A 19,232-nucleotide genomic window follows, 5' to 3' on the forward strand; every position below is an offset into this window, starting at 1 on the left:
CGGCGGTTCGAAAAAAGGCGGTAATCGAACGACTCGTCGGTCGGACGGTTACTCGTCGACCGTCGCGTTCGATTCGTTGTCCGTCTCGTTCTCGAAGCCCTCCTCTTCGATTTCGGTCTGATTCGCCGTCTCGTTTCCGGCATCGGTCTCGTTGCCCTCACTGTCACCGGCATCGGCTCCGCCATCGCCTTCCTCGGGCGGCGACAGCGACTCACCCTCACCCGGCGGAACGATCTGCATGACCGCACCGGTGTCGCCTTCGGGGACGCCCGCCTGGTTCGCGAGCACGTAGACGTTGCCGTCGTCGTCCTGTCCGAACTGCCGGACGAAGTACGGGAACGAGCCGTCTTCGGTTCCCGCGACCTGAAGTTCTTCCATGTCCCAGAGCTCGTCTCGCGGGACGACCTGTTCCTGACCGTCACCGTCGGCGGTCGGCATGTCGCCACCGGCCGTCTCGTTGGTAGCGTTGGTTTCGTTAGTCTCGTTCTCGAGGCCTTCCTGTTCGACATCCGGGGCGTCGGTCGCGTTGGTGGCGTTGGTGTCGTTAGTCTCGTTCACGAAGCCTTCCTGTTCGATTTCCGGGACGTCGGTCGCGTTAGTAGCGTTGGTGGCGTTGGTTTCGTTGCCGCCGGCGTCCTCGGCCATTTGTCCGCCTCCGCCGTCGGGCTCGGTGGCAGCGAGGAGCCGTCCCTGCGGACTCTGCCGGGCCGGATCAGCCGTCCAGTCGCCGAAGATGTACTTCCCGTTCAGCTCCTGCACGGCGTCGGCCTCGTAGACGTGACCGCCGACGATCGCGATGCCGACGATTTGCTCCTGATACGTGTGGGGGTACTCGACGATCGGGTCCTGAAGCTCCTGCCCGTCATAGGGCGCTTCGTCCGGGGCCGAGTCGGGACAGTCTTCGGGCGGACTGCCGGGGTTCTCCGTGCTGAAGCAGTGAGTCCCTTCCTTGACGTTCCAGCCGTAGTTCCCGCCCGACTCGACGATGTCGACTTCTTCGAAGAGGTTCTGTCCCACGTCGGCGACGAACAGTCGGTCGTCGCTGTCGAACGAGATGCCGAAGGGGTTCCGGAAGCCCCACGCGTAGTGTTCGGGGTATGCCTCCTCGGAATCGGCCAGCGGGTTGTCGTCCGGAATGCCGTACGGTCGATCGTCGCCCTCGGAATCGACGTCGATCCGCAGGATGCTCCCGAGCAGGTTCTCGCTGACGTCCTGCCCGTTTCCGCCCGCGTTGTCGTCGTACCAGTCCTCAACGTGGCCCTCCATGTCGTCGTTCGCCCCGCCGCCGTCACCCATGGGGACGTAGAGGTAGCCGTCGGGACCGAACGCCATCGGGCCGGCGTCGTGGTTGTACTGGGGTTTCTGGAACTCCATGAGAACGCGCTCCGACTCGGGATCCGCCGCGGTCATGTCATCGTTGGCCTGGAACTCGGAAACGACCTCGACGTGGCTCCAACCGTCCGGCGTCTCGTCGTTCGGCGGCGCACTGTAGTGGACGAACAAGCGCCCGTTCTCCGAGAAGTCGGGATGGGGGTCCACGCCGAGCAGCCCTCGTTCGTCGTACTCCGAGTTCGGATCCGCGTAGTCGCCCTGGAAGGTTCCCAGCTCGACCATCCGATCGCTCACGTCGAGGAACGGCTCGTCCTGCAGTCCGTCGTCGGTGACGACCCAGAGTTCGCCGGTCTGGTCGGTGACGAAATAGCGGCCCTCGTCGGCGACCGCCATGTCCGTCGGCGCGGTCATGCCCTCCGCGATCGTCTGGACGCCGATCTCGGTTCCCGACTGGAAGAAGCCCTCCATCTGGCCGGCCGCCTCCTGCTGGCCACCGCCGCCACTACTGAGTTCGATGCTCCCCCGCATCGTGTTGGGGTGGACGACACAGTAGTACTCGGCCATTTCGCTCGTCGCCTCGAACTCGAGGGTCTGCGTTTCTCCCTCGCCGGTGATGATCTCGGTGCTCTCGAGCTCGTTCCCCTCGGAATCGAGGATGGCGATGTTGTGGGCCGCGCCGTCGACGTTCTCCCAGGTGATCTCGTAGGTCGTTCCCTCCTGTAACTCGAGGGTCGGGTTCGTCTCGCCCTCGATATCCGAGGGGGACCGACCCATCCAGCCGCTCGTCTCGCCACCGAGTTCGATCGTTTCGGTGTCCTGACCGACGGTGACCCCGCCCAGAGCGGCGATACCACCCGCGGCCGCCGCCGCTTGCAGCACGCGGCGACGGGACGGATAGTCGTCAGCGGCCTCGGTTACAGGAGTCGATCGCTCGTCGGGTTGCTCGCTCATGTTGCGCTCACGACAGCGCCGTCGCCCGATATGAGGATAAACGGACCCGACCGTTCCCCCGAATTCCCCGCTCAATTGGATGTTATCTTCGAACCGCCGGACGGGAGCAGGTGTAAAACGAAATTACTCGAGCGAAATCGCCGGTGTTACTCGACTCCCGTTCGGCGTCGACCGCTCACATCGCGCCGCCGGGTTGATACTCTCCGAACTCGTCGCGCATCACGTTACAGATCTCGCCGACCGTGGCGTACGTCTTGACCGCGTCGATGATGTAGGGCATCAGGTTCTGGTCGCTCTGGGCGGCGTCCCGCAGCGCCTTGAGCGCCGCGTCGACGGCCTCGTCGTCGCGCTCCTCGCGGACGGCGGCGAGGTTGTCGATCTGGCGCTGCTCGTCCTCCTCGGTGACCTCTTCGACGTCCATCGCGGGGTCCTCGTCGACCTCGAACTCGTTGACCCCGACGATGATCCGCTCTTTCTCCTCGATCTCCTTCTGGCGGTCGAAGGCCGTGTCCTGGATCTGGCGCTGGACCCACTGTTGCTCGACGGCCTCGAGCATGCCGCCGCGGTCGTCGACCTCGTCTAAGATCTCGTAGGCTTCCTCCTCGACCTCGTCGGTCAGCGATTCGACGTAGTAGCTGCCGGCGAGCGGGTCGATGGTGTCGGCCGCGCCGGACTCGTGACCGAGGATCTGCTGGGTTCGTAGCGCAGTACGGACGGATTCCTCGGTCGGCAGGGCGAGTGCCTCGTCCTTGCCGTTGGTGTGGAGGCTCTGGGTGCCGCCGAGGACGGCCGCGAGCGCCTGATAGGCGACGCGAACGACGTTGTTCTCGATCTGCTGGGCGGTCAGCATCGAGCCCGCCGTCTGGGTGTGGAACTTGAGCTGTTTGGACTTGGGGTCGTCAGCGTCGAAGCGCTCGTCGATGATGTCGTGCCACATGCGGCGGGCCGCGCGGAACTTGGCGACCTCCTCGAAGATGTTGTTGTGACCGTTGAAGAAGAACGAGAGCTGCGGCGCGAAGTCGTCGACGTCGAGGCCGGCTTCGATCGCCGTCTCGACGTACTCGATCCCGTCGCCCAGCGTGAACGCGAGCTCCTGTGCGGCCGTCGATCCGGCCTCGCGGATGTGATAGCCCGAGATCGAGATGGTGTTGAACTTCGGCGTTTCGGAGGCGCAAAAGTCGAAGATGTCCGTGATGATCCGCATCGACGCTTCCGGCGGGTAGATGTAGGTGTTGCGCGCGATGTATTCCTTCAGGATGTCGTTTTGAATCGTCCCCCGGAGCTCCTCGCGGTCGACGCCCTGCTGATCCCCGACCGCGATGTACATCGCCAGCAGCACCGACGCCGGCGCGTTGATCGTCATCGACGTCGAGACCTCGTCGAGCGGGATGCCGTCGAAGACGGTCTCCATGTCGTCCAGCGAGTCGATCGCGACGCCGGCCTTCCCCACCTCGCCCGCGGCCATCGAGGCGTCGGAGTCGTACCCCATCTGGGTCGGCAGGTCGAAGGCCATCGAGAGCCCCGTCTGCCCCTCGTCGAGCAGGTAGTGATAGCGCTCGTTGGTGTCTTCCGGCGTCGAGAATCCGGCGTACTGGCGCATCGTCCAGAGCCGACCCCGGTACCCGGTCGAGTACACCCCGCGCGTGTACGGCGGTTCGCCCGGGTTCCCCAGATCCTCCTCGTAGTCGAGATCGCCGACGTCCGCGGGCGTATAGAGCCGATCGACCTCCTGACCGCCCGTATCAGTCGTGAACGTTTCCTTCCGCTCGCCGAAGCGCTCGAGGACCGGCTCGACTTCCGCCTCGTGCCACTCCTCCTTGCTGGCCCGGATTTCCTCGAGTTCGTCGGGATCGAACATTATAGTTGTCGTGTACCGGGCGGGGCTTGAACTTTGATGAACACGTCAAGATTCCGCGCCGCGGTCGCGGCCCCTCATCCGGATTTCCCTAGACGCTGTCCTCCGGGTCGTGTCGGGCCGCCATTCGCGACGCTTCCTCGGCGTACCGGTCCCGCGTCGCCGGATCGTCGACGGTCCCGAGCGCGTCGGGGGAGACGAGCAGTCCGGCCTTCGTCTCTCGAGCGGGGCCCGTAAAGCTCGTGAGCGCACGCTCGCGGCGGTGGTACCGCCGGCCGTTTTCGGTCGCGTACACGAGGATGACGATGTTGAGTTCGTCGTCCCCGTATGTTCGCTCGACGAGCCAGACGCGGGTCTCGTCGCGGTCGGTCTCGGACTCGGTGCTGCCGGTCGTCGACTCGGAATCCGTCGCGTTCATGACTGTCTGTCGTATCGGCACGGCCGCTTATGTCTCGAGGCGTCGATACACCGCGCATGTCCAGGGACCCGTCCGGGCCGTCGGTGGCGACCGACGACGCGGGCGACCGCCGGCGCGCTGCCCGGTACGTGCTGCCGCTGCTCGCGATCGGCGTCGCGAACCTCGTGCTCTTGCTCCGGTGGGGACTGGACCCGCTCTGGGCGTTCGCGATCCTCCCGCCGACGGTGTTCCTCTCCGGTATCGGCTGGATCGCGTTTCGATACGGCTTCGACGAGCGACCCACCGGCTCGGGATCGAACCGATGAGACGCACCGGGTGGCTGCGATCACTGTCCTACCGACCCGTGTCGTACTTGTACGTCGCCGACTCCGGGTCGATGCCGAAGTCCTCCGGCGAATCGTCGTCGTCCACCTCCCCGCGCCCGTCCGGGGCCCGCTTGAACGCCTCTCGGAGCTCCTCCGGCATCCGAAACTCCGCGACGTCGATCGTCAACGGCACCGCCTCGGGATCGGACCCGTCGCGTTTGTCCTCGAGGCGCTCCCGCAGGACGGCCGGCAGGTCGGACTCGTCGATCCGCTGGAAGCCGAACTGGGCGAGATAGGCCCCTTCGCCGGTCAGGACGTAGACGGTATCGAACCCCTCGTCGCTGGCGTACTCCACCAGTCGCTCGACGATGTGTGCGCCGACGCCCTGTCCGCGCCAGCCCTCGAGGACGCCGATACTGGTCAGTTCACAGACGGCGTCGTCCGAGTCGCGGTCGGTCTTGTGGATTCGAATGCGGCCGAACCCGGCTTTCTCACCGGACTCTTCGTCGATCGCGACGACGTAGTCCCGGGAGCGAAACGCCGTCTCGTCGAGCCCCATCGACTCGATGTGATCCAGCAACCAGACCTCCTCCCTGTTTTTCGCGTCCCGAACGTACATGATCGGACGTAGGAGGTGTGCGGCCAAAAGCGTTTGTGGGCTGCCAGTATCGCGCAGTCACCGTTTCGCGGTGCCTGCGGGCCGACCGGCCGGCAGTGGTCACCGAGTTGGCGGACAACTACTTCGAATCGTACGACAAACAGCGGATGATCATGGCCTCGCGGATCGTCGAATTCCGGGCCTGGAACGTCGGCGGCGGGGAGCTCCACGCGGGCTTCCAGCAACTATCCAAACTCGACCATCAGCCCGAAGTCTACCGGAACCTCGCGTCGTCGACCGTCGACACGCACGTCTACGGCGAACTCGACCGGGAGCCGCTCCCGGAACTCGAGCTGACGGTTCACGGGGGTGACAGCGAGGAACTCCGCCGTCACTGGTGGGTCGCCTCCGACGGGAACGGCGACGACGAGGAAAAAGTCGTCCTCCTCGCACAGGAACGAGGTCCCAACCAGTTCTACGGGTTCTGGACCGACCGGCCCACGGTCGTCGACGACGTCATCGCTCGCACGGAGTTCCTCGCCTGAGTCGCGTCGCGGCTCGATCGCTACCGAGGCGACTCCCTCCGACTACCAGTCCGACGGCCCGCCGTCCGACAGCCGGGTTCGGAGTCGGCTCAAACGCGCCACTCGCGCCCAGAGGGCATATCCGCCGATCGCACCGAGCGAGGTGAGGAGCAGAAACGAGCAGAAGTACCAGGGCTTCGACTGAACCACGACCAGTCCCTTCGCGGGAGCGGGCACGACGCCGAGCGCCAGCAGGTAGAACGCGGTGAGGAGCGCGAGCGAAGACCGGCGGTAGCCGTGCCAGTAGAGGATCCCCACGAGCACGCCCGAGAGCAATCCGAGTTGGCCGGAGTGAAGCTCGGGAATCGTGCTAAAAATCGACGATAAGACAGTCTCGACTGTGGCCATGAATGCGTTGCTTCGCCGGAGACCCCGTATGAGTGCCCCTGCACCGATCCATGTACTATAACGGCGCCGAACGCGGGTTTCGACGGAGCACCGATCGCTCTCTTCGCGGAGAATCCTCGACTGTCAGCGCCTCCCCGAGCGATCGCCCAGCGGACACGCCGCTCGAGCGATCGCCCAGTGGACACGCCGCTCGAGCGATCACCCGGTGGACAGCGCTTCCTCGAGTCGGTCCTCGATGGCGTCCAGTTCCTCGCGAAGCTCTTCGCCCTCCGCTCCCTCGAGGTCGCCGATGCGGTCGGCGATCCCCTGCAATCGCGAGTACTTCTCGTCCTCGTCGACGCCGGTCTTCTGGACGTAGACGTCCTCGTCGACGTCGTAGACCGCCTCGTCCTCGAGCGCGGTGACGGCGAGGACGACGTCGAGCTTGTCCCGGTCGATGCCCGTGACCCACTCGCGCGGGATGCCGTGTTCGTCGAGCGCGTCGAAGACCGTCTCCTCGTCTCTGGGTCGCTGGCGCTCCCGGGTCGTCCGTCGGACGGTCCCGTACCGCCCGTGGAGTTCCTGTTCGGGCCCGAGTCGCTCGAGCAGCGGGTCCCTCGCGGACCGGCGCAACCGATCGGCACCGTGTTGGACGTCGGACGCGAGCACGTAGAGGTCCGTCAGCGAGTCGGTATCGAGCGCCGAGGGATCGTCGGCGTCGAGGCGCTCGAGCAGCGCGGCCAGCACCATCGCGTCGTCGTGAACCCGATCGGGCGGCTCCCGCGCGTCCGCTGCCGACACGAGAAACGGGCTCTCCCCGCCGACGGCGTCGGGATCGTAGCTGATCTCGTCGTCGGAAACCCCGTACTCGTCGCCGAGCGTTACGATGCTGGCGTAGGGCTCGACCCCTGGTTGGAGGTGCCCGATCGACACCGCTCCTTCGTCGAGTTGCTCGAGGAAGACGACGAACTGCTCGCGCCAGAGCGGACGGGTCTCGCCGCTGTCGCCGAAGCGGACGACGATCCGGTCGTCGTCGGTCCGCTCGATCTCGAACGGACGGTCGGAGACCGGTGTCACCAGTTCAGACCCCGGCTCGAGGTCCTCGCAGTGCGTTCGGAGGGTCGTCCAGGTGTCGTCGGGTTCCATAGTCGGAGTACGACGAGCGAGCGCAAAAAGCGCGGCCACGAATCTGCCACCGCGGTCTCGCTCGCCGGACGGTGGCGTCGTCAAAACGCCGGAGGAGCGGACGGCTCGAGGGGATGCTTACCGCCGACCGTGAGAGGCGGCCGACTACCGGAGAACCGAGGGGAGTTTCGAGAGGGACGGAATGTGATGGGTCGGCGTCACGGCGGTCTCGTCTCGGCCGCTCTCAGCGGACCGCGAGAGCAACGCCGAATCGATCCCGGCGTTGTCCGCCGCCCGCACGTCGACCGCCCGGTCGCCGACGTACAGCGCGGATTCCGCCTCGAGAGCGTCCATGGCGGCCTCGATGTTCGTCGGATCGGGCTTGCGCCGATCGAGCCCGTCGGGAGTCAGCGGACAGCCGTAGACGGTCTCGAACGGCGATCGGAGCCCGAACCGGTCGAGCAGCGTCGAGACGACGGTCGGGTGGTTGTCGCTGACGATTCCGAGCGGGCGCTCGAGCGACCGTACGACGGCGACGTCGTCGTAGGCCGATCGCAGTCCGCGCTCGACCTCTTCGCGCTGAGTCCGAACCATCTCGCGGGCGGCCTGCGCGCAGAAGACGTCGGTTTCGATATCGAGGGTCTGACACCGCGCGGCGATCGATTCGAAATCGCCGGATACGAGTTCCCGGAACGTCTCGGCCGCCGGTCCGGATCGGCCGAGTTTCTCGTACGTTCGTCCGAGGGCATCGGAGAGCCGCTCGGGCGAGGGCGTCTCGACCACGACCCCGTCGAAGTCGAACAGGACCGCGTCGTATTGCATTGTCGGCTGGAAGTTCAGCTCCCGGAACAATAATTGTATCTGATATGTGTGGGTCGAATTGTCACGTTTTGCACACGGTGTCGACGGAACGCAAAGGTGAACTACCCCTGCCTACTCACTCGCGGCTACTGCCGCTCGTTCCTTGAGGAAGGAGCTTCCTGCTTCGACGACACGACTTGCGGACACTGAACGAGCGTCCACAGCGGTCGCAGTCTCCACAGGCGTTCGAAAATCGCTGTGCGATTTTCGCAGCCCATCAGAATCGCACTGCAATTCTGAGGACGTTGCTTTGGAGTGAACCACTCCTAGCTTCGACAACCCGCGCGATTTCACGTTCAACGCGGCGTTCCAATCCCTATCCACCTCGAACCCACATGACGGACACGAGTGCTCGCGAACCCACAATGGTTTCTCGGTCTCCACACCACACGACGCGCATTCTTTCGTCGTCCCACATGGGTCGACTTCAACTACGTGGCAGCCGTTCTTTCGACCGTGGTGCTTGAGGATGGTGATGAAGTTACGCCACCCAACCTCAGCCTTGTTCTGCGCGTTGCCATCCGCTTCCAGCATCGACTTCACATGGAGATTCTCGACGAACACGGCGTCGTACGCTGTCGTGTAGAAGTGCGCGAGCTTGTGCTTGTAATCGCTCTTTTTGCTCGACATTCTCGCGTGAACCTCAGCTACTCGACGGCGTTGCTTCTCCCAGTTGTTCGACCCATGCTGCTTGCGAGAGAGCGACCGTTGCTCGCGTTCGAGTCGCTCTCGTTCTTCGGACAAGTCGAGCCGCCCGATGGACCGACTGTCCGAGTCGTGAACAAAGTTGAGGACGCCAAGGTCGAGGCCTACGCTATCTTCAGAGCCGATGTCGTCTACATCGGGTTTCTCTGTCTCGTCGGTGCTGATGCAGAACGAGGCATACCACGCTCCCGTGGGTTCCTTCTTCACTGTGACTTCCTTGATAGCGTGGTGCTCGGGCAAGTCACGGTGGAGCCGGATTGGAATCTCCACCGTTTCGCCGCGGATTTTCTTCAAACGGAGAATTGCTCGGTCTCTCGGGCCACTCTTTTTGTCGAGTTCGAAGCCCGATTGCCGATACGTGAAACTCCTGTACTCACGTGGAGACTTCCAATTCAATGAGCCAACATCGTGTCCCTTGGCTTTCAGTTTGGCGAGATTGTTGATGTTGGTACGAATACGTTCGACAGCTTTCTGTAACACGGTGGAGTAGACCCGTTTCAGGTCCGTCCACTGTTGCTTGAGTTGTGGGAGGTCGTCTCGGACTTGCCAGACTCGCTGTCGAAGCGTACCCTCGTCTTCTCGTATCTGGTTGAATTCGTACAGTGCGTGGTTGTAGACTTGTCGCACGATGTCACGGGTCCAGTCGAGACTCTCGCGCTGTTCGGTCGTTGGCAAGAGTCTGTATCGTGGACTGTACTCCATGCGACTTATTATCATCTATGTATTGTAGTTTATTAATACCTTTGCCGAGAGTTGTTTGAGAGTCGTGCGGGCACTGTATCTCCGCCCTACTCGCTCGGCTTCGCCTCGCTCCTTGAGGACGGGGGCTTAGCGCCCTATCCTTTAAGCTAAGACCCCTCGACTGCTAATGTGTATCATGCTCCACGCGGACGGGCCACTGCTCACCGTCGACGTCGGTGAGCGAACTGCGACCGAGAGCACCATCGACGAAACGCTCGAGGCGGCCGTCGGCGGACGGGCCCTCGCGACCGCCCTCGCCCACGAACGGATCCCGTTCGACGCGGACCCGTTCGGCCCCGAGAACCGCGCGTATCTCGCCACGGGGCCGCTCCAGCAGTCCCGGATGTCCTTTACCGGTCGAATGAACATGACGGCCCTCTCGCCGCTGACGGACGGGCTGGTCTCGACCAACGCCGGCGGCTATCTCTCTCGGAACTTCGTCGAGACGGGGATCAGCGTCCTCGAGCTCGCCGGCGAGAGCGACGAGTTGCTGGCCGTCCACGTCACCGATCGGGGCGTCGAGTTCGAGGCAGTGCCGGAACTCGAGGGCGCGACGGTGCCCGAGACCTCCGCCTACGCGGCCGAGCATCACGACCTCGGCCCGGAGAACTGCATCGCGATCGGCCCGGCCGGCGAGAACGGGGTCCGGTTCGCCTCGGTGATGACCTTCGACTCGCGGGCGTTCGGCCGCGGCGGCCTCGGCGCCGTTCTGGGATCGAAGAACGTCAAGTGCGTCACCTTCGAGGGGGACAGCGCGCCGCCCGTCGAGATCCCGGATCCGCCGGAGACGGACGTCCACCGGGAGGCGGCACAGTCGGACGACAGGATGCGACGGCAGGGAACGACGGGCGGCACCGAATTCATCAACGACAACTTCGCGCTTCCCACCCGCTACTTCAGCGAGTACGAGTTCGAGCACGCCGATCGGATCGGCGGCAACGCCGTCGAGGCGAAGAAGTACAAGAAGGGCGCGTGCTCGGCCTGCGCCTACGCGTGCAAGCTCCCGACTCGAGACGAGGACGCCGGCGTCGAAACTGAAGGACCCGAGTTCGAGACCGTCTACGCATTCGGCTCGAGCCAGGGCGTGGGCGACATCGTCGACGTGATGAAAGCGAACGAGCTGTGTGACTCCCTCGGGATGGACACGATCTCGGCCGGCGTCACCGTCGCGGCCTACCTCGCGAGCGAGGACGAGTTCGGAAACGCCGAACTCGCCCGGGAGATCACCGAGAAGATCGCCTATCGGGAGGGGATCGGCGACGCGCTCGCGGAGGGCGTCGCCCGCTGCCACGACGAGCTCGGCGTCGACGACTACACCGTCAAGGGCATGGAGTTCGCCGCCCACGACGGACGCGTCCTCCACGGCCAGGGGCTCTCCTACGCGCTCGCGAACCGGGGCGCGGACCACATGTACGCCGGCATGTTGACCCTCGAGTACAGCGGCGAACTCGACCCGGAGGGCACCCTCGGAAAGGCCGAGCGGCTCGTCCGCGAGGAGAACGCGGCGGCGTTCCGGGACACGGGCATCGTCTGCGCGTTCGGCAGCGATTACGTCACCGAGGACCGGCTGGAAGCGCTGTTCGACGCCGACTACGAGGATCTCATGGAAATCGGGGCACGAACCGTCCGCCTCGAGCGCCACTTCAACAACCGGCGGGGGTTCGACCGGAGCGACGATGGACTGCCCTACGAGATCCCCGACCTCGAGGCCGCGATCGACGAGTATTACGCGGCCCGGGGCTGGACCGACGACGGAATCGTCCCGGACGCGGCGCTCGAGTCGGTCGCGCCGTCGGCGGATTGAAAGGTCGCGATGCTGGCCCGACGCGACCGGTTAGCCCCCGTAGACCGACGGCACCAGTCGGATCACCGCGTCCTCGTCCAGATCCGTCTCGAGGCCGTCGATGTGGACGACGTTCTTTTCGTCCTTCGTGACGACGGTGTCACCCGACAGCCCGTCCCCGCTGCCGGCCACGAGTTCGCCCTCGAGTTCCGGGTACGCCGCCTCGAGTTCGACAAGTAGTTCGCCGACGGTTTCGGCGTCCGTTTCGAAACGAACGGTCTTCTCGCCGACGATGTCGCGAAAGGGCCCGAAGAAGACGCACTCGAGTTGCACGGCGTGATGTTCGACGCGAGACGTCTTGTAGTCGACGGCCTTTCGCTACACGATTACGCCACGTCGTCCGGCACGTCGAAATCGTGGAAGTGTTCGCCCTTCTCTTTGCTGAGGATGTCCAGCGCCGCCGATGCGCCGTCGCCCGCGGCGATGACGGCCTGCCACTCCTCGTCTCGGACCGTCGCGCCCGTCGCGTACAGGTCGTCGATGCTCGTCTCCGTATCGAGGTCGACGTCGACGGTACCGTCCTCGTCGAACTCCACGTCGAGGTCCTCGGCCATCGAGCGGTCCGCACCGGTCGCGAGCACGACGTAGTCCGCATCGTACTCGCCGTCCTCGGTGTCGACCCGGAAGCCGTCGTCACCGGGATCGACGTCGGTGACTGCCTCCCCGACGCGAACGTCGGCACCGCGGTCCCGGACCTGGCCGCGCGTGAGTGCCATGAACTCGCTGCCGCTAATGCTCCGGATCCCGGGATAGTTGAACAGGTGGGCCTTGTGCATCCACGTCTCGTCGGTGTCGAAGACGACGGTCTCGAGGCCGTTCTTCGCGGTGAAGAGGGCTGCGCTCAGGCCGGCGGGGCCACCGCCGACGATGACGACGTCTGGCATGGGCGATCCGACCACGAACGACGAAATAAACGATTTCACCGACCTGCGTGACTCTCACGAGCGACTACATACGGACGCCGATATCGTCTACTGGTTTGACGGGACCTCGAGAGGAGGCCGGGAAGACGGACCGATCCGCCGCGACCGCAATCCTGTTGATATTCCTCCCCCGAGGCGAACCCAGTGGCAACCGCGACGGAGCTTCGGCGGTCCCTCTGGGTGCTGGTCGCGGCAGCGACGCTGACGGTCATGGCGGGGGCGATCCTCGGCCCGATCGTGCCCCAGATCCAGCGTGAACTCGGCGTCTCCGGCGCCGCGGCCGGTCTCATCATCACGACCCACGGCGGCGTGATCGTCCTCGCGAGCCCGCTCGTGGGATCGCTCGTCGATCGAATCGGCCCCCGCCGCCCCTTCGTCGGCGGCCTGCTCGTCTACGGCCTCGGCGGCGGCGCGGGACTGGTCGTCGACTCGTATTACCCGCTGCTGGCCTCTCGAGTCGTCCTCGGGCTCGGCACCGCCGGGGTCTACACGTCGATTACCGTGCTCATCTACGAGCTCTACGAGGGACAGGCGATGGAGCGCGCGCTCGGCTATCGGAGCAGCGCGAACAGCGCCGGCGCCGCAGTCTGGCCGCTGATCGGCGGCGCCGCCGGTGCCCTCGCGTGGAACGCCCCGTTCGGCGTCTATCTCCTCGCGCTCCCGCTGGGCCTCCTCGCCGCGGCGACGATCCCCGACACGCGTTCCTCGAGCGACGCTGACGATGCGGCCGCAGATGGGAGCGGGAGGAGCGACGAGACGTCCGGCGGTATCGCCGAGCTCCTCGCCGTGTTCCGCGATCGGCCCGCGCTTCCCCTCGTGTACGTGCTGTACTTCGGTGCGAACGCGTTGCTGTACGTGATCGTCGTCTTTTACCCGCAGTTCCTCGCCGGGATCGGCGTGACTGCATCCCTGGATATCAGCCTCTATCTGGCGGCGAACGGTGCCGCGGGCGGCGTCTCGGCTCTCGCGTACGACCGGCTGCTGCGGTACGGCGGCCGGTCGACGCTCGTAGGAGCGGCGTTCGTCCTCTGGACGGCCGGGTTCGGAATCGCGACGGTGGTGGGAACCGCCGTCGGTGCAGCGCTGCCGGTGATACTGTTCGGTCTCGGTCTCGGGCTGGTGTTCCCGTCGACGTTCGCGTGGGTCGAAGCGTTCGCACCGGCCGACCGGCAAGGCCAGTTCAGTTCCTACGTCGCCTCGTTCGGCTACACGGGACAGTTCCTCTCGCCGGTACTGTTCGGCGCGCTCGTTCCGTTCGCGGGCGTCGAAGGCGTCTTCGCCGCCGCCGCTGCCGTCGCCGGCGTCGCCGCAGTCGGGCTCGGAGCACACCGCTTCCGCGGTGGGTAGAAGCGGAGTCCACGTCTCCCGTGGGATGGACGGACGTTCGAGCGGGCACTCTCACCCCTGATCCCTTTTTCACCGGGTGTGGATAGCACGAGTCGGTGATCCCAGTGTCGGACGATATCGAACCCGCATCCGAATCCCCGCGACCGGAGTCGCTGTGGCTGGCCACGACTCCGACGACCGACTACGACCCCCTCGAGGACGGCCTCGACGTCGACGTGGCAGTCGTCGGCGGCGGCATCACCGGACTGAGCGCGGCGATCAATCTGAAAGAGACCGGTCGAAGCGTCGCCGTCCTCGAGTCGGATCGAATCGTCGAGAGTACCACCGGTCACACGACGGCGAAACTGACCTCCCAGCACGGGCTGTACTACGAGCCGCTCGCCTCTCGGTTCGGTGAGGAGAAAGCGAGGCAGTACGCGAACGCCAACGAGGCGGCGATTGACGAAGTCGAACGCCGCGTCGAGGATGCCGAGATCGACTGTGACTTCCGCCGGACGGACGCGTACACGTACGCCGCCTCGGCCGACGATCTCGAGCGGGTCCGCGACGAGGTCGACGCGGCCCGGCGGCTCGGCCTGCCGGCCTCGTACGTCGAGGAAACGCCGCTCCCGTTCGACGTCGACGGGGCGGTCCGCTTCGACGACCAGGCCCAGTTCCACCCGCGGAAGTATCTGCTCGCCATCGCCGAAGGGGTCCACGGTGACGGCAGCTACGTCTTCGAGGAGACGCGGGCGCTCGACGTCGATCCCGGATCGCCGTGCCGCGTCGAGACGGAGCGCGGCGACGTCGTCGCCGACGACGTGGTCGTCGCGACCCACTTCCCGGTCCTCGACCGCGCCGGGTACTTCGCGCGGATGCACCCCCACCGCGCGTATCTGCTCGCGGTTCGAATCGACGGAACGGTGCCCGAGGGGATGTTCTACAACACCGCGTCGCCGCCGGCGACGATGCGGCCGTATTCGGTCGCCGACGATACGGAAACCGCTGACGATGAGGACGAAGCGCTCCTGATCGTCGGCGGCCAGAGCCACGAGCCGGGACTCGACGGACCGCCGACCTCCGAGCGGTACCGGCGCTGCGAGGCGTTCGCCCGCGAGCACTTCGACGTCGAGTCGGTCGAGTACCGCTGGTCGACGATGGACTACTATCCGGTCGATCAGGTTCCCCTCATCGGACCGATCGATCCGCTGTCGGAGCACGTCTACGTCGGAACGGGGTTCAAAGGCTGGGGAATGACGACCGGCACCGCCGCGGGGATGATCCTCACCGATCTGATCACCGAGGGATCGAACCCCTGGGCCGACGTGTTCGACCCGCAGCGACTGACGCCCGGCGCCTCCGCGAAGCGCTTCCTCGAGGAGAACGCGAAAGTCGGCGGCAGTTTCGTGGGCGACCGGATCAAGTCGCTGCTCGCGTCGCTCGGGTCCGACGGTGCGAGCAACATCCCCCGGGGCGACGCCCGCGTCGTTCGCCGCGCGAGCCAGCCCGTCGGACTCTACCGCGACGATTCGGGGACGACCCACGCCGTCTCTGCGACCTGTCCCCACATGGGGTGTCTGGTGCGGTGGAACGACGCCGAGCGGACCTGGGACTGCCCCTGTCACGGCTCGCGGTTCACTCACGAGGGCGAGGTCCTGTCCGGACCCGCCGTCGAGGGACTGCTGTACCGAGAGCTGTAGGCGGGCTGTGAGAGCCGCTCGCTCCTACAGAAGGGAGACCGCGTGGAGATCGATCCGGTTCGGCTCCGGAACCGATCCGCTCGAGACGGCGTCGCTCCCCCGCTCCTCCGCGGTCCCGGTCTCGTCGCCCGGAAGCACGATGACGCCCTTGGCCAGCAGCGGCGCGATCACGCCGGCCACGACGGTCCGGGGATCCGACAGCGGCGCGCGGACGACGACGCGATCGTCCGCTCCGAGGTCGTACTCCTCGAGAACGCCGCGTGCGGCCTCGAGTACTTGCGCGTGAGTGACGGTTCGATCGCCGTCGGTGAGGATGGTGGTCTCGGGATCGATCGAGAGCGGCGGGAACGACGGGTTCTCGCTCCAGAGGCCCGCGTCGAAGTGGTGGACGTCCGGCGCGTCGGGTTCGTCGCCGTAGCCGACCCGCTGCGCGCCGCGGGGGAGCTCGTAGTCCGCGAGCCGGTCGACGGGCGCGACGAGCGTTCGGAAGTCGTCCTCGGCCGCGAGATCTCTCGGCGGGTCGAACCGGGTTGTTCCCTCGAGCAGCGTCGTTCCGAAGAAGGCGAGCAGCGCGAGGGGACCGTCGCCGACGACGCCGACGGTGACCCCGTCGCGAACCCCGGCGTGCCGCAGGAAGTTGCCGGCCTTCCACGACGTCGTACACAGCCAGTGGTAGTCGTACTCCCGGCCCGTCGCGTCGACGAGCGCGATGGTGTCGTCGCGGAGCTCGCGGGTGAGCAGGTCGTCGACCGTCCCAGCGTTCATACAGGAGACTGAGGGCCGGGGCGGAAAAAGCGCGCCGACTCACTATGACGGCACGCTCGGTTTGTACCCTCATACGACGGGACTCGTCGGCGACGTCGACGACTGCCGACGCTCAGTCGTCCGCGGCGGCCGGCTCGGCGTGATCGATGTCTGTTCCGAGACACTCGAGGAATTCTGCGAGCCACTCGGGATGATCCGGCCACGCCTGCCCCGTCACGAGATTCCCGTCGCGCGTCACGCCCTCCGCCCAGTCGCCGCCGGCGGTTCGGACGTCCGTCTCGAGCGCCGGATAGCCGGTACAGGTCCGGCCCTCGAGGACGTCCGCCGCGGCGAGGAGCTGGACGCCGTGACACAGGCAGGCGACGGGTTTGTCTTCCGCGAAGAAGTGTCGGACGTGCTCGAGGACCTCCTCGTAGGTCCGGAGGTACTCGGGTGCGCGGCCGCCCGGAACCACCAGCGCGTCGTACTCGGCGGGATCGACGGCGTCGAAGTCGTGATTCAGTTCGAACCGGTGACCGGGTTTCTCGGTGTAGGTCTGGTCGCCCTCGAAGTCGTGGACGGCCGTCGGACAGGTGTCGCCGCTCTCTTTCTCCGGGCAGACGGCGTGGACGTCGTGCCCGATCATCTCGAGCGCCTGAAACGGCACCATTACCTCGTAGTCCTCGACGAAGTCGCCGGCGAGGAGCAGGATTCGCTGTGGCGGCATGTGCGTTCGGTACTTCGGTCGCACCGGCCATAATCTATGTTGAATGCTATCATGACACTCACGCAGGTGGACGGATATCGTTCGCCCCAGTCGCGACCCGCGCGTATCGGGCGAGCGTTCTATGTGTCCGGTAGTCCTCAGTGACCACATGGAACTCGTCTCGACACCGGCACTGGACTGTTCGGCGTGTGGTGACCGGATCGAAGACACCGGCTACATACCGGCGACCGAACGCGACGACGGATACGAACCGCTGGCCGACGGGACGGTCTGCGAGGCGTGTGGATTCAGCGAGATCGGACTGATGGGGTGTGCGCCCGAACTCGAGGACGTGATCGATGCCGGTACCGACGATATCCTCCTGTACGTCCGCACGACGGACGACGGGATCGACGTGGTGAGTACGAAGAGGTAGTCAGTTACAGCAACTGGAGGCGATAACGGGAGTGTTACCACATTATGTGGGGAACAGAGTTAGATATCAACGACCTCGAGATTACAGTGGCGAGAAACGACGGACCTGATCGCATCGTCGCTATCAGCTCCGCTCCGAGACATCACCAGATGCTCGCCGTCCGAAATCGATCCACCGAAGTCAATTGCCATATTGCCACCGGTTTCGGACCACCAGTCCCCAGCCGAACACCCATTGGCAGGGGGCGCCAACGCTGGCCCTCCCCGTCAGCGTTTCTCCGCAGCAACGATACGCATCGGGAGCGACCGGACTACTCGGTACGAACCGGCATCGGAAGGACCTCTTCGCTGCAGTCGCTTGCGCTCGGTGTTCGTACCGACGGCAGAGGGGGAGTCTACAGACAGCTACGAGGTCGTGGCAACTCGCGATCAGCAGGCGGGTTCTCAACAAGCGACCGGATCCCGTCCCCCACGCACGGGTTCGTACGGGACTCGACGGTTGCGTACCGCAGGCCGGGCCACGGGACCGGATACACGATTCGGCCTAGAACGCCCGCTTGATCTTCTCGAAGAAGCCTTCCTTCACTTCGATCTCGTCGCCGCCGGCTTCCGCGAACTCCTCGAGCGCCTCGCGCTGATCCTCGTTGAGGCTCTCGGGGGTGACGACCTGCACTTTCACGTAGAGGTCGCCCTGTCCGCGACCGCGCAGGCGCGGCATGCCCTTCCCCTCGAGACGGAACGTCTCGCCGCTCTGGGTCCCCTCCGGGATCTCGAACTCGACACCGCCCTCGAGGGTGGGGACGGTGACGGTGTCGCCGAAGGTGGCCTGCGGGAACGAGATCGGGAGCCGGTAGCGCAGGTCGTCGCCCTCCCGTTCGAACTCCTCGTGCTCCCGAATCGACACGTCAATCAGCAGGTCCCCGTGGGGACCGCCTTCGGGGCTCGGCGCGCCCTCGCCTTCCATTCGGAGGGTCTGGCCCTCCTGAATCCCGGCCGGCACCTCGACGGTCAGCGTCGCCTCGTTACGGACGTAGCCCTCGCCGCGACACTCGTCGCAAGTTTCGGAGTACAGGGTGCCCTCGCCCTCACAGCGGGGACAGGCGGTCGTCTGCTGGACCCGACCCAGCGGCGTCTGCTGGACCTGCGTCACCTGCCCGCGGCCCTGACACTGTGAACAGGTTTCCGCGTCGGCCTCGGCCGGGTGGCCCTCGCCCTCGCAGACGTCACACTCCTCCGGGCGCTCGACGGTGAACTGCTTCTCCGCGCCCTCGTAGGCCTCCTCGAGATCGATCTCGAGTTCGGTTCGGAGGTCTCGTCCTTTGCGCGGCCGGCGGCGACCGCGACCGCCGCCACCACCGCCGCCGAAGACCTGTTCGAAGAGGTCGCCGAGCCCGCCGCCGCCCATGCCACCGCCGCCCATGCCGCCACCGCCCATGCCGCCGAACGGACCGCCGCCCATGCCGCCGGCACCGCCGGACTCGCTGGCGTCGAAGCCGTGCTTCTCGGCCTGCTCGTAGCGGTCGTGGCCCATCTGATCGTAGGCCTCGCGCTTCTCCTCGTCGGTCAGGACCTGCTTCGCCTTCTGGATTTTCTTGAATTTCTCCTCGGCATCCGGGTCGTCGCTGACGTCCGGATGGTACTCGGTGGCCTTCGACCGATACGCCTGTTTGATCTCCTCGGTAGACGCGTCGGAGCTCACGCCGAGAACATCGTAGAAGTCCTCGCTCATTGGTTGTTCCACCGTTACTCGGTT

General features: G+C 65.6%; 19 protein-coding genes. 6 read left to right on the forward strand and 13 right to left on the reverse strand.

What is annotated here, in order from left to right; translation table 11 throughout:
* Positions 1-48 precede the first annotated feature (48 nt).
* The 3 genes from NDI89_RS15475 to NDI89_RS15485 form a co-directional block, all read right to left on the reverse strand.
* A complete protein-coding gene (locus NDI89_RS15475) occupies positions 49-2,283 on the reverse strand; it encodes a PQQ-dependent sugar dehydrogenase (protein ID WP_277522700.1) in 2,235 nt (744 codons plus the stop codon).
* 175 nt (positions 2,284-2,458) lie between these two features.
* Positions 2,459-4,141, reverse strand: a complete 1,683-nt coding sequence (locus NDI89_RS15480; protein ID WP_277522704.1) for an acyl-CoA mutase large subunit family protein — start codon at positions 4,139-4,141, stop codon at positions 2,459-2,461.
* Between the two features lie 88 nt (positions 4,142-4,229).
* Positions 4,230-4,556 carry a DUF7967 family protein gene (locus NDI89_RS15485; RefSeq protein ID WP_277522706.1) on the reverse strand — a complete coding sequence of 109 codons (327 nt, stop codon included), beginning with the start codon at positions 4,554-4,556 and terminating at the stop codon, positions 4,230-4,232.
* Between the two features lie 56 nt (positions 4,557-4,612).
* Here NDI89_RS15485 and NDI89_RS15490 point away from each other — a divergent pair, with 56 nt between their 5' ends.
* Positions 4,613-4,861 carry a DUF8142 family protein gene (locus NDI89_RS15490; protein WP_277522708.1) on the forward strand — a complete coding sequence of 83 codons (249 nt, stop codon included), beginning with the start codon at positions 4,613-4,615 and terminating at the stop codon, positions 4,859-4,861.
* A gap of 28 nt (positions 4,862-4,889) precedes the next feature.
* On the opposite strand, the gene NDI89_RS15495 is transcribed toward NDI89_RS15490, so the two are convergent.
* Positions 4,890-5,480 (reverse strand): GNAT family N-acetyltransferase, encoded by a 591-nt coding sequence (locus NDI89_RS15495; protein ID WP_277522710.1) that lies wholly within the window; start codon positions 5,478-5,480, stop codon positions 4,890-4,892.
* A gap of 95 nt (positions 5,481-5,575) precedes the next feature.
* Here NDI89_RS15495 and NDI89_RS15500 point away from each other — a divergent pair, with 95 nt between their 5' ends.
* Entirely contained in the window at positions 5,576-6,004 is a 429-nt protein-coding gene (locus tag NDI89_RS15500) for a DICT sensory domain-containing protein (protein ID WP_277522712.1), read from the forward strand.
* Between the two features lie 42 nt (positions 6,005-6,046).
* Here NDI89_RS15500 and NDI89_RS15505 read toward each other — a convergent pair whose 3' ends face one another.
* The 4 genes from NDI89_RS15505 to NDI89_RS15520 all read right to left on the reverse strand — a co-directional run bounded on the left by NDI89_RS15505 (position 6,047) and on the right by NDI89_RS15520 (position 9,763).
* Positions 6,047-6,391 carry a hypothetical protein gene (locus tag NDI89_RS15505; RefSeq protein ID WP_277522715.1) on the reverse strand — a complete coding sequence of 115 codons (345 nt, stop codon included), beginning with the start codon at positions 6,389-6,391 and terminating at the stop codon, positions 6,047-6,049.
* A gap of 198 nt (positions 6,392-6,589) precedes the next feature.
* The gene (locus tag NDI89_RS15510; protein ID WP_277522718.1) at positions 6,590-7,516 is read right to left on the reverse strand and encodes a DUF7983 family protein; all 927 of its coding nucleotides are present in this window, start codon (positions 7,514-7,516) and stop codon (positions 6,590-6,592) included.
* Between the two features lie 144 nt (positions 7,517-7,660).
* Positions 7,661-8,317 carry an HAD family hydrolase gene (locus NDI89_RS15515; protein ID WP_277522720.1) on the reverse strand — a complete coding sequence of 219 codons (657 nt, stop codon included), beginning with the start codon at positions 8,315-8,317 and terminating at the stop codon, positions 7,661-7,663.
* 111 nt (positions 8,318-8,428) lie between these two features.
* Positions 8,429-9,763, reverse strand: a complete 1,335-nt coding sequence (locus NDI89_RS15520) for an RNA-guided endonuclease InsQ/TnpB family protein (protein WP_277522723.1) — start codon at positions 9,761-9,763, stop codon at positions 8,429-8,431.
* A gap of 175 nt (positions 9,764-9,938) precedes the next feature.
* Between NDI89_RS15520 and NDI89_RS15525 the strand changes: the two genes are divergently transcribed.
* Positions 9,939-11,606: an aldehyde ferredoxin oxidoreductase C-terminal domain-containing protein gene (locus NDI89_RS15525; RefSeq protein WP_277522724.1), complete on the forward strand. Its 1,668-nt coding sequence runs from the start codon at positions 9,939-9,941 to the stop codon at positions 11,604-11,606.
* Between the two features lie 30 nt (positions 11,607-11,636).
* Here NDI89_RS15525 and NDI89_RS15530 read toward each other — a convergent pair whose 3' ends face one another.
* A complete protein-coding gene (locus NDI89_RS15530; protein ID WP_277522726.1) occupies positions 11,637-11,918 on the reverse strand; it encodes a MoaD/ThiS family protein in 282 nt (93 codons plus the stop codon).
* Between the two features lie 53 nt (positions 11,919-11,971).
* Positions 11,972-12,529 carry an NAD(P)/FAD-dependent oxidoreductase gene (locus tag NDI89_RS15535; protein WP_277522728.1) on the reverse strand — a complete coding sequence of 186 codons (558 nt, stop codon included), beginning with the start codon at positions 12,527-12,529 and terminating at the stop codon, positions 11,972-11,974.
* Positions 12,530-12,712: 183 nt separating this feature from the next.
* Here NDI89_RS15535 and NDI89_RS15540 point away from each other — a divergent pair, with 183 nt between their 5' ends.
* Positions 12,713-13,915 (forward strand): MFS transporter, encoded by a 1,203-nt coding sequence (locus NDI89_RS15540; RefSeq protein ID WP_277522730.1) that lies wholly within the window; start codon positions 12,713-12,715, stop codon positions 13,913-13,915.
* A 104-nt stretch (positions 13,916-14,019) separates the two neighbouring features.
* Positions 14,020-15,594 (forward strand): FAD-dependent oxidoreductase, encoded by a 1,575-nt coding sequence (locus NDI89_RS15545; protein ID WP_277522974.1) that lies wholly within the window; start codon positions 14,020-14,022, stop codon positions 15,592-15,594.
* Positions 15,595-15,618: 24 nt separating this feature from the next.
* Here NDI89_RS15545 and NDI89_RS15550 read toward each other — a convergent pair whose 3' ends face one another.
* On the reverse strand, positions 15,619-16,359 hold the full coding sequence (locus NDI89_RS15550; RefSeq protein ID WP_277522732.1) for a hypothetical protein: 741 nt from the start codon (positions 16,357-16,359) through the stop codon (positions 15,619-15,621).
* Positions 16,360-16,471: 112 nt separating this feature from the next.
* On the reverse strand, positions 16,472-17,065 hold the full coding sequence (locus tag NDI89_RS15555; RefSeq protein WP_277522734.1) for a DJ-1/PfpI family protein: 594 nt from the start codon (positions 17,063-17,065) through the stop codon (positions 16,472-16,474).
* A 148-nt stretch (positions 17,066-17,213) separates the two neighbouring features.
* Here NDI89_RS15555 and NDI89_RS15560 point away from each other — a divergent pair, with 148 nt between their 5' ends.
* On the forward strand, positions 17,214-17,480 hold the full coding sequence (locus NDI89_RS15560) for a hypothetical protein (protein ID WP_277522736.1): 267 nt from the start codon (positions 17,214-17,216) through the stop codon (positions 17,478-17,480).
* 543 nt (positions 17,481-18,023) lie between these two features.
* Here NDI89_RS15560 and dnaJ read toward each other — a convergent pair.
* On the reverse strand, positions 18,024-19,208 hold the full coding sequence (dnaJ, locus tag NDI89_RS15565; protein WP_277522737.1) for a molecular chaperone DnaJ: 1,185 nt from the start codon (positions 19,206-19,208) through the stop codon (positions 18,024-18,026).
* Between the last annotated feature and the right edge of the window lie 24 nt (positions 19,209-19,232).

It is taken from the genome of Natrinema salsiterrestre (genome assembly GCF_029502005.1).
In the GTDB taxonomy this organism is placed as follows: Archaea; Halobacteriota; Halobacteria; order Halobacteriales; family Natrialbaceae; genus Natrinema; species Natrinema salsiterrestre.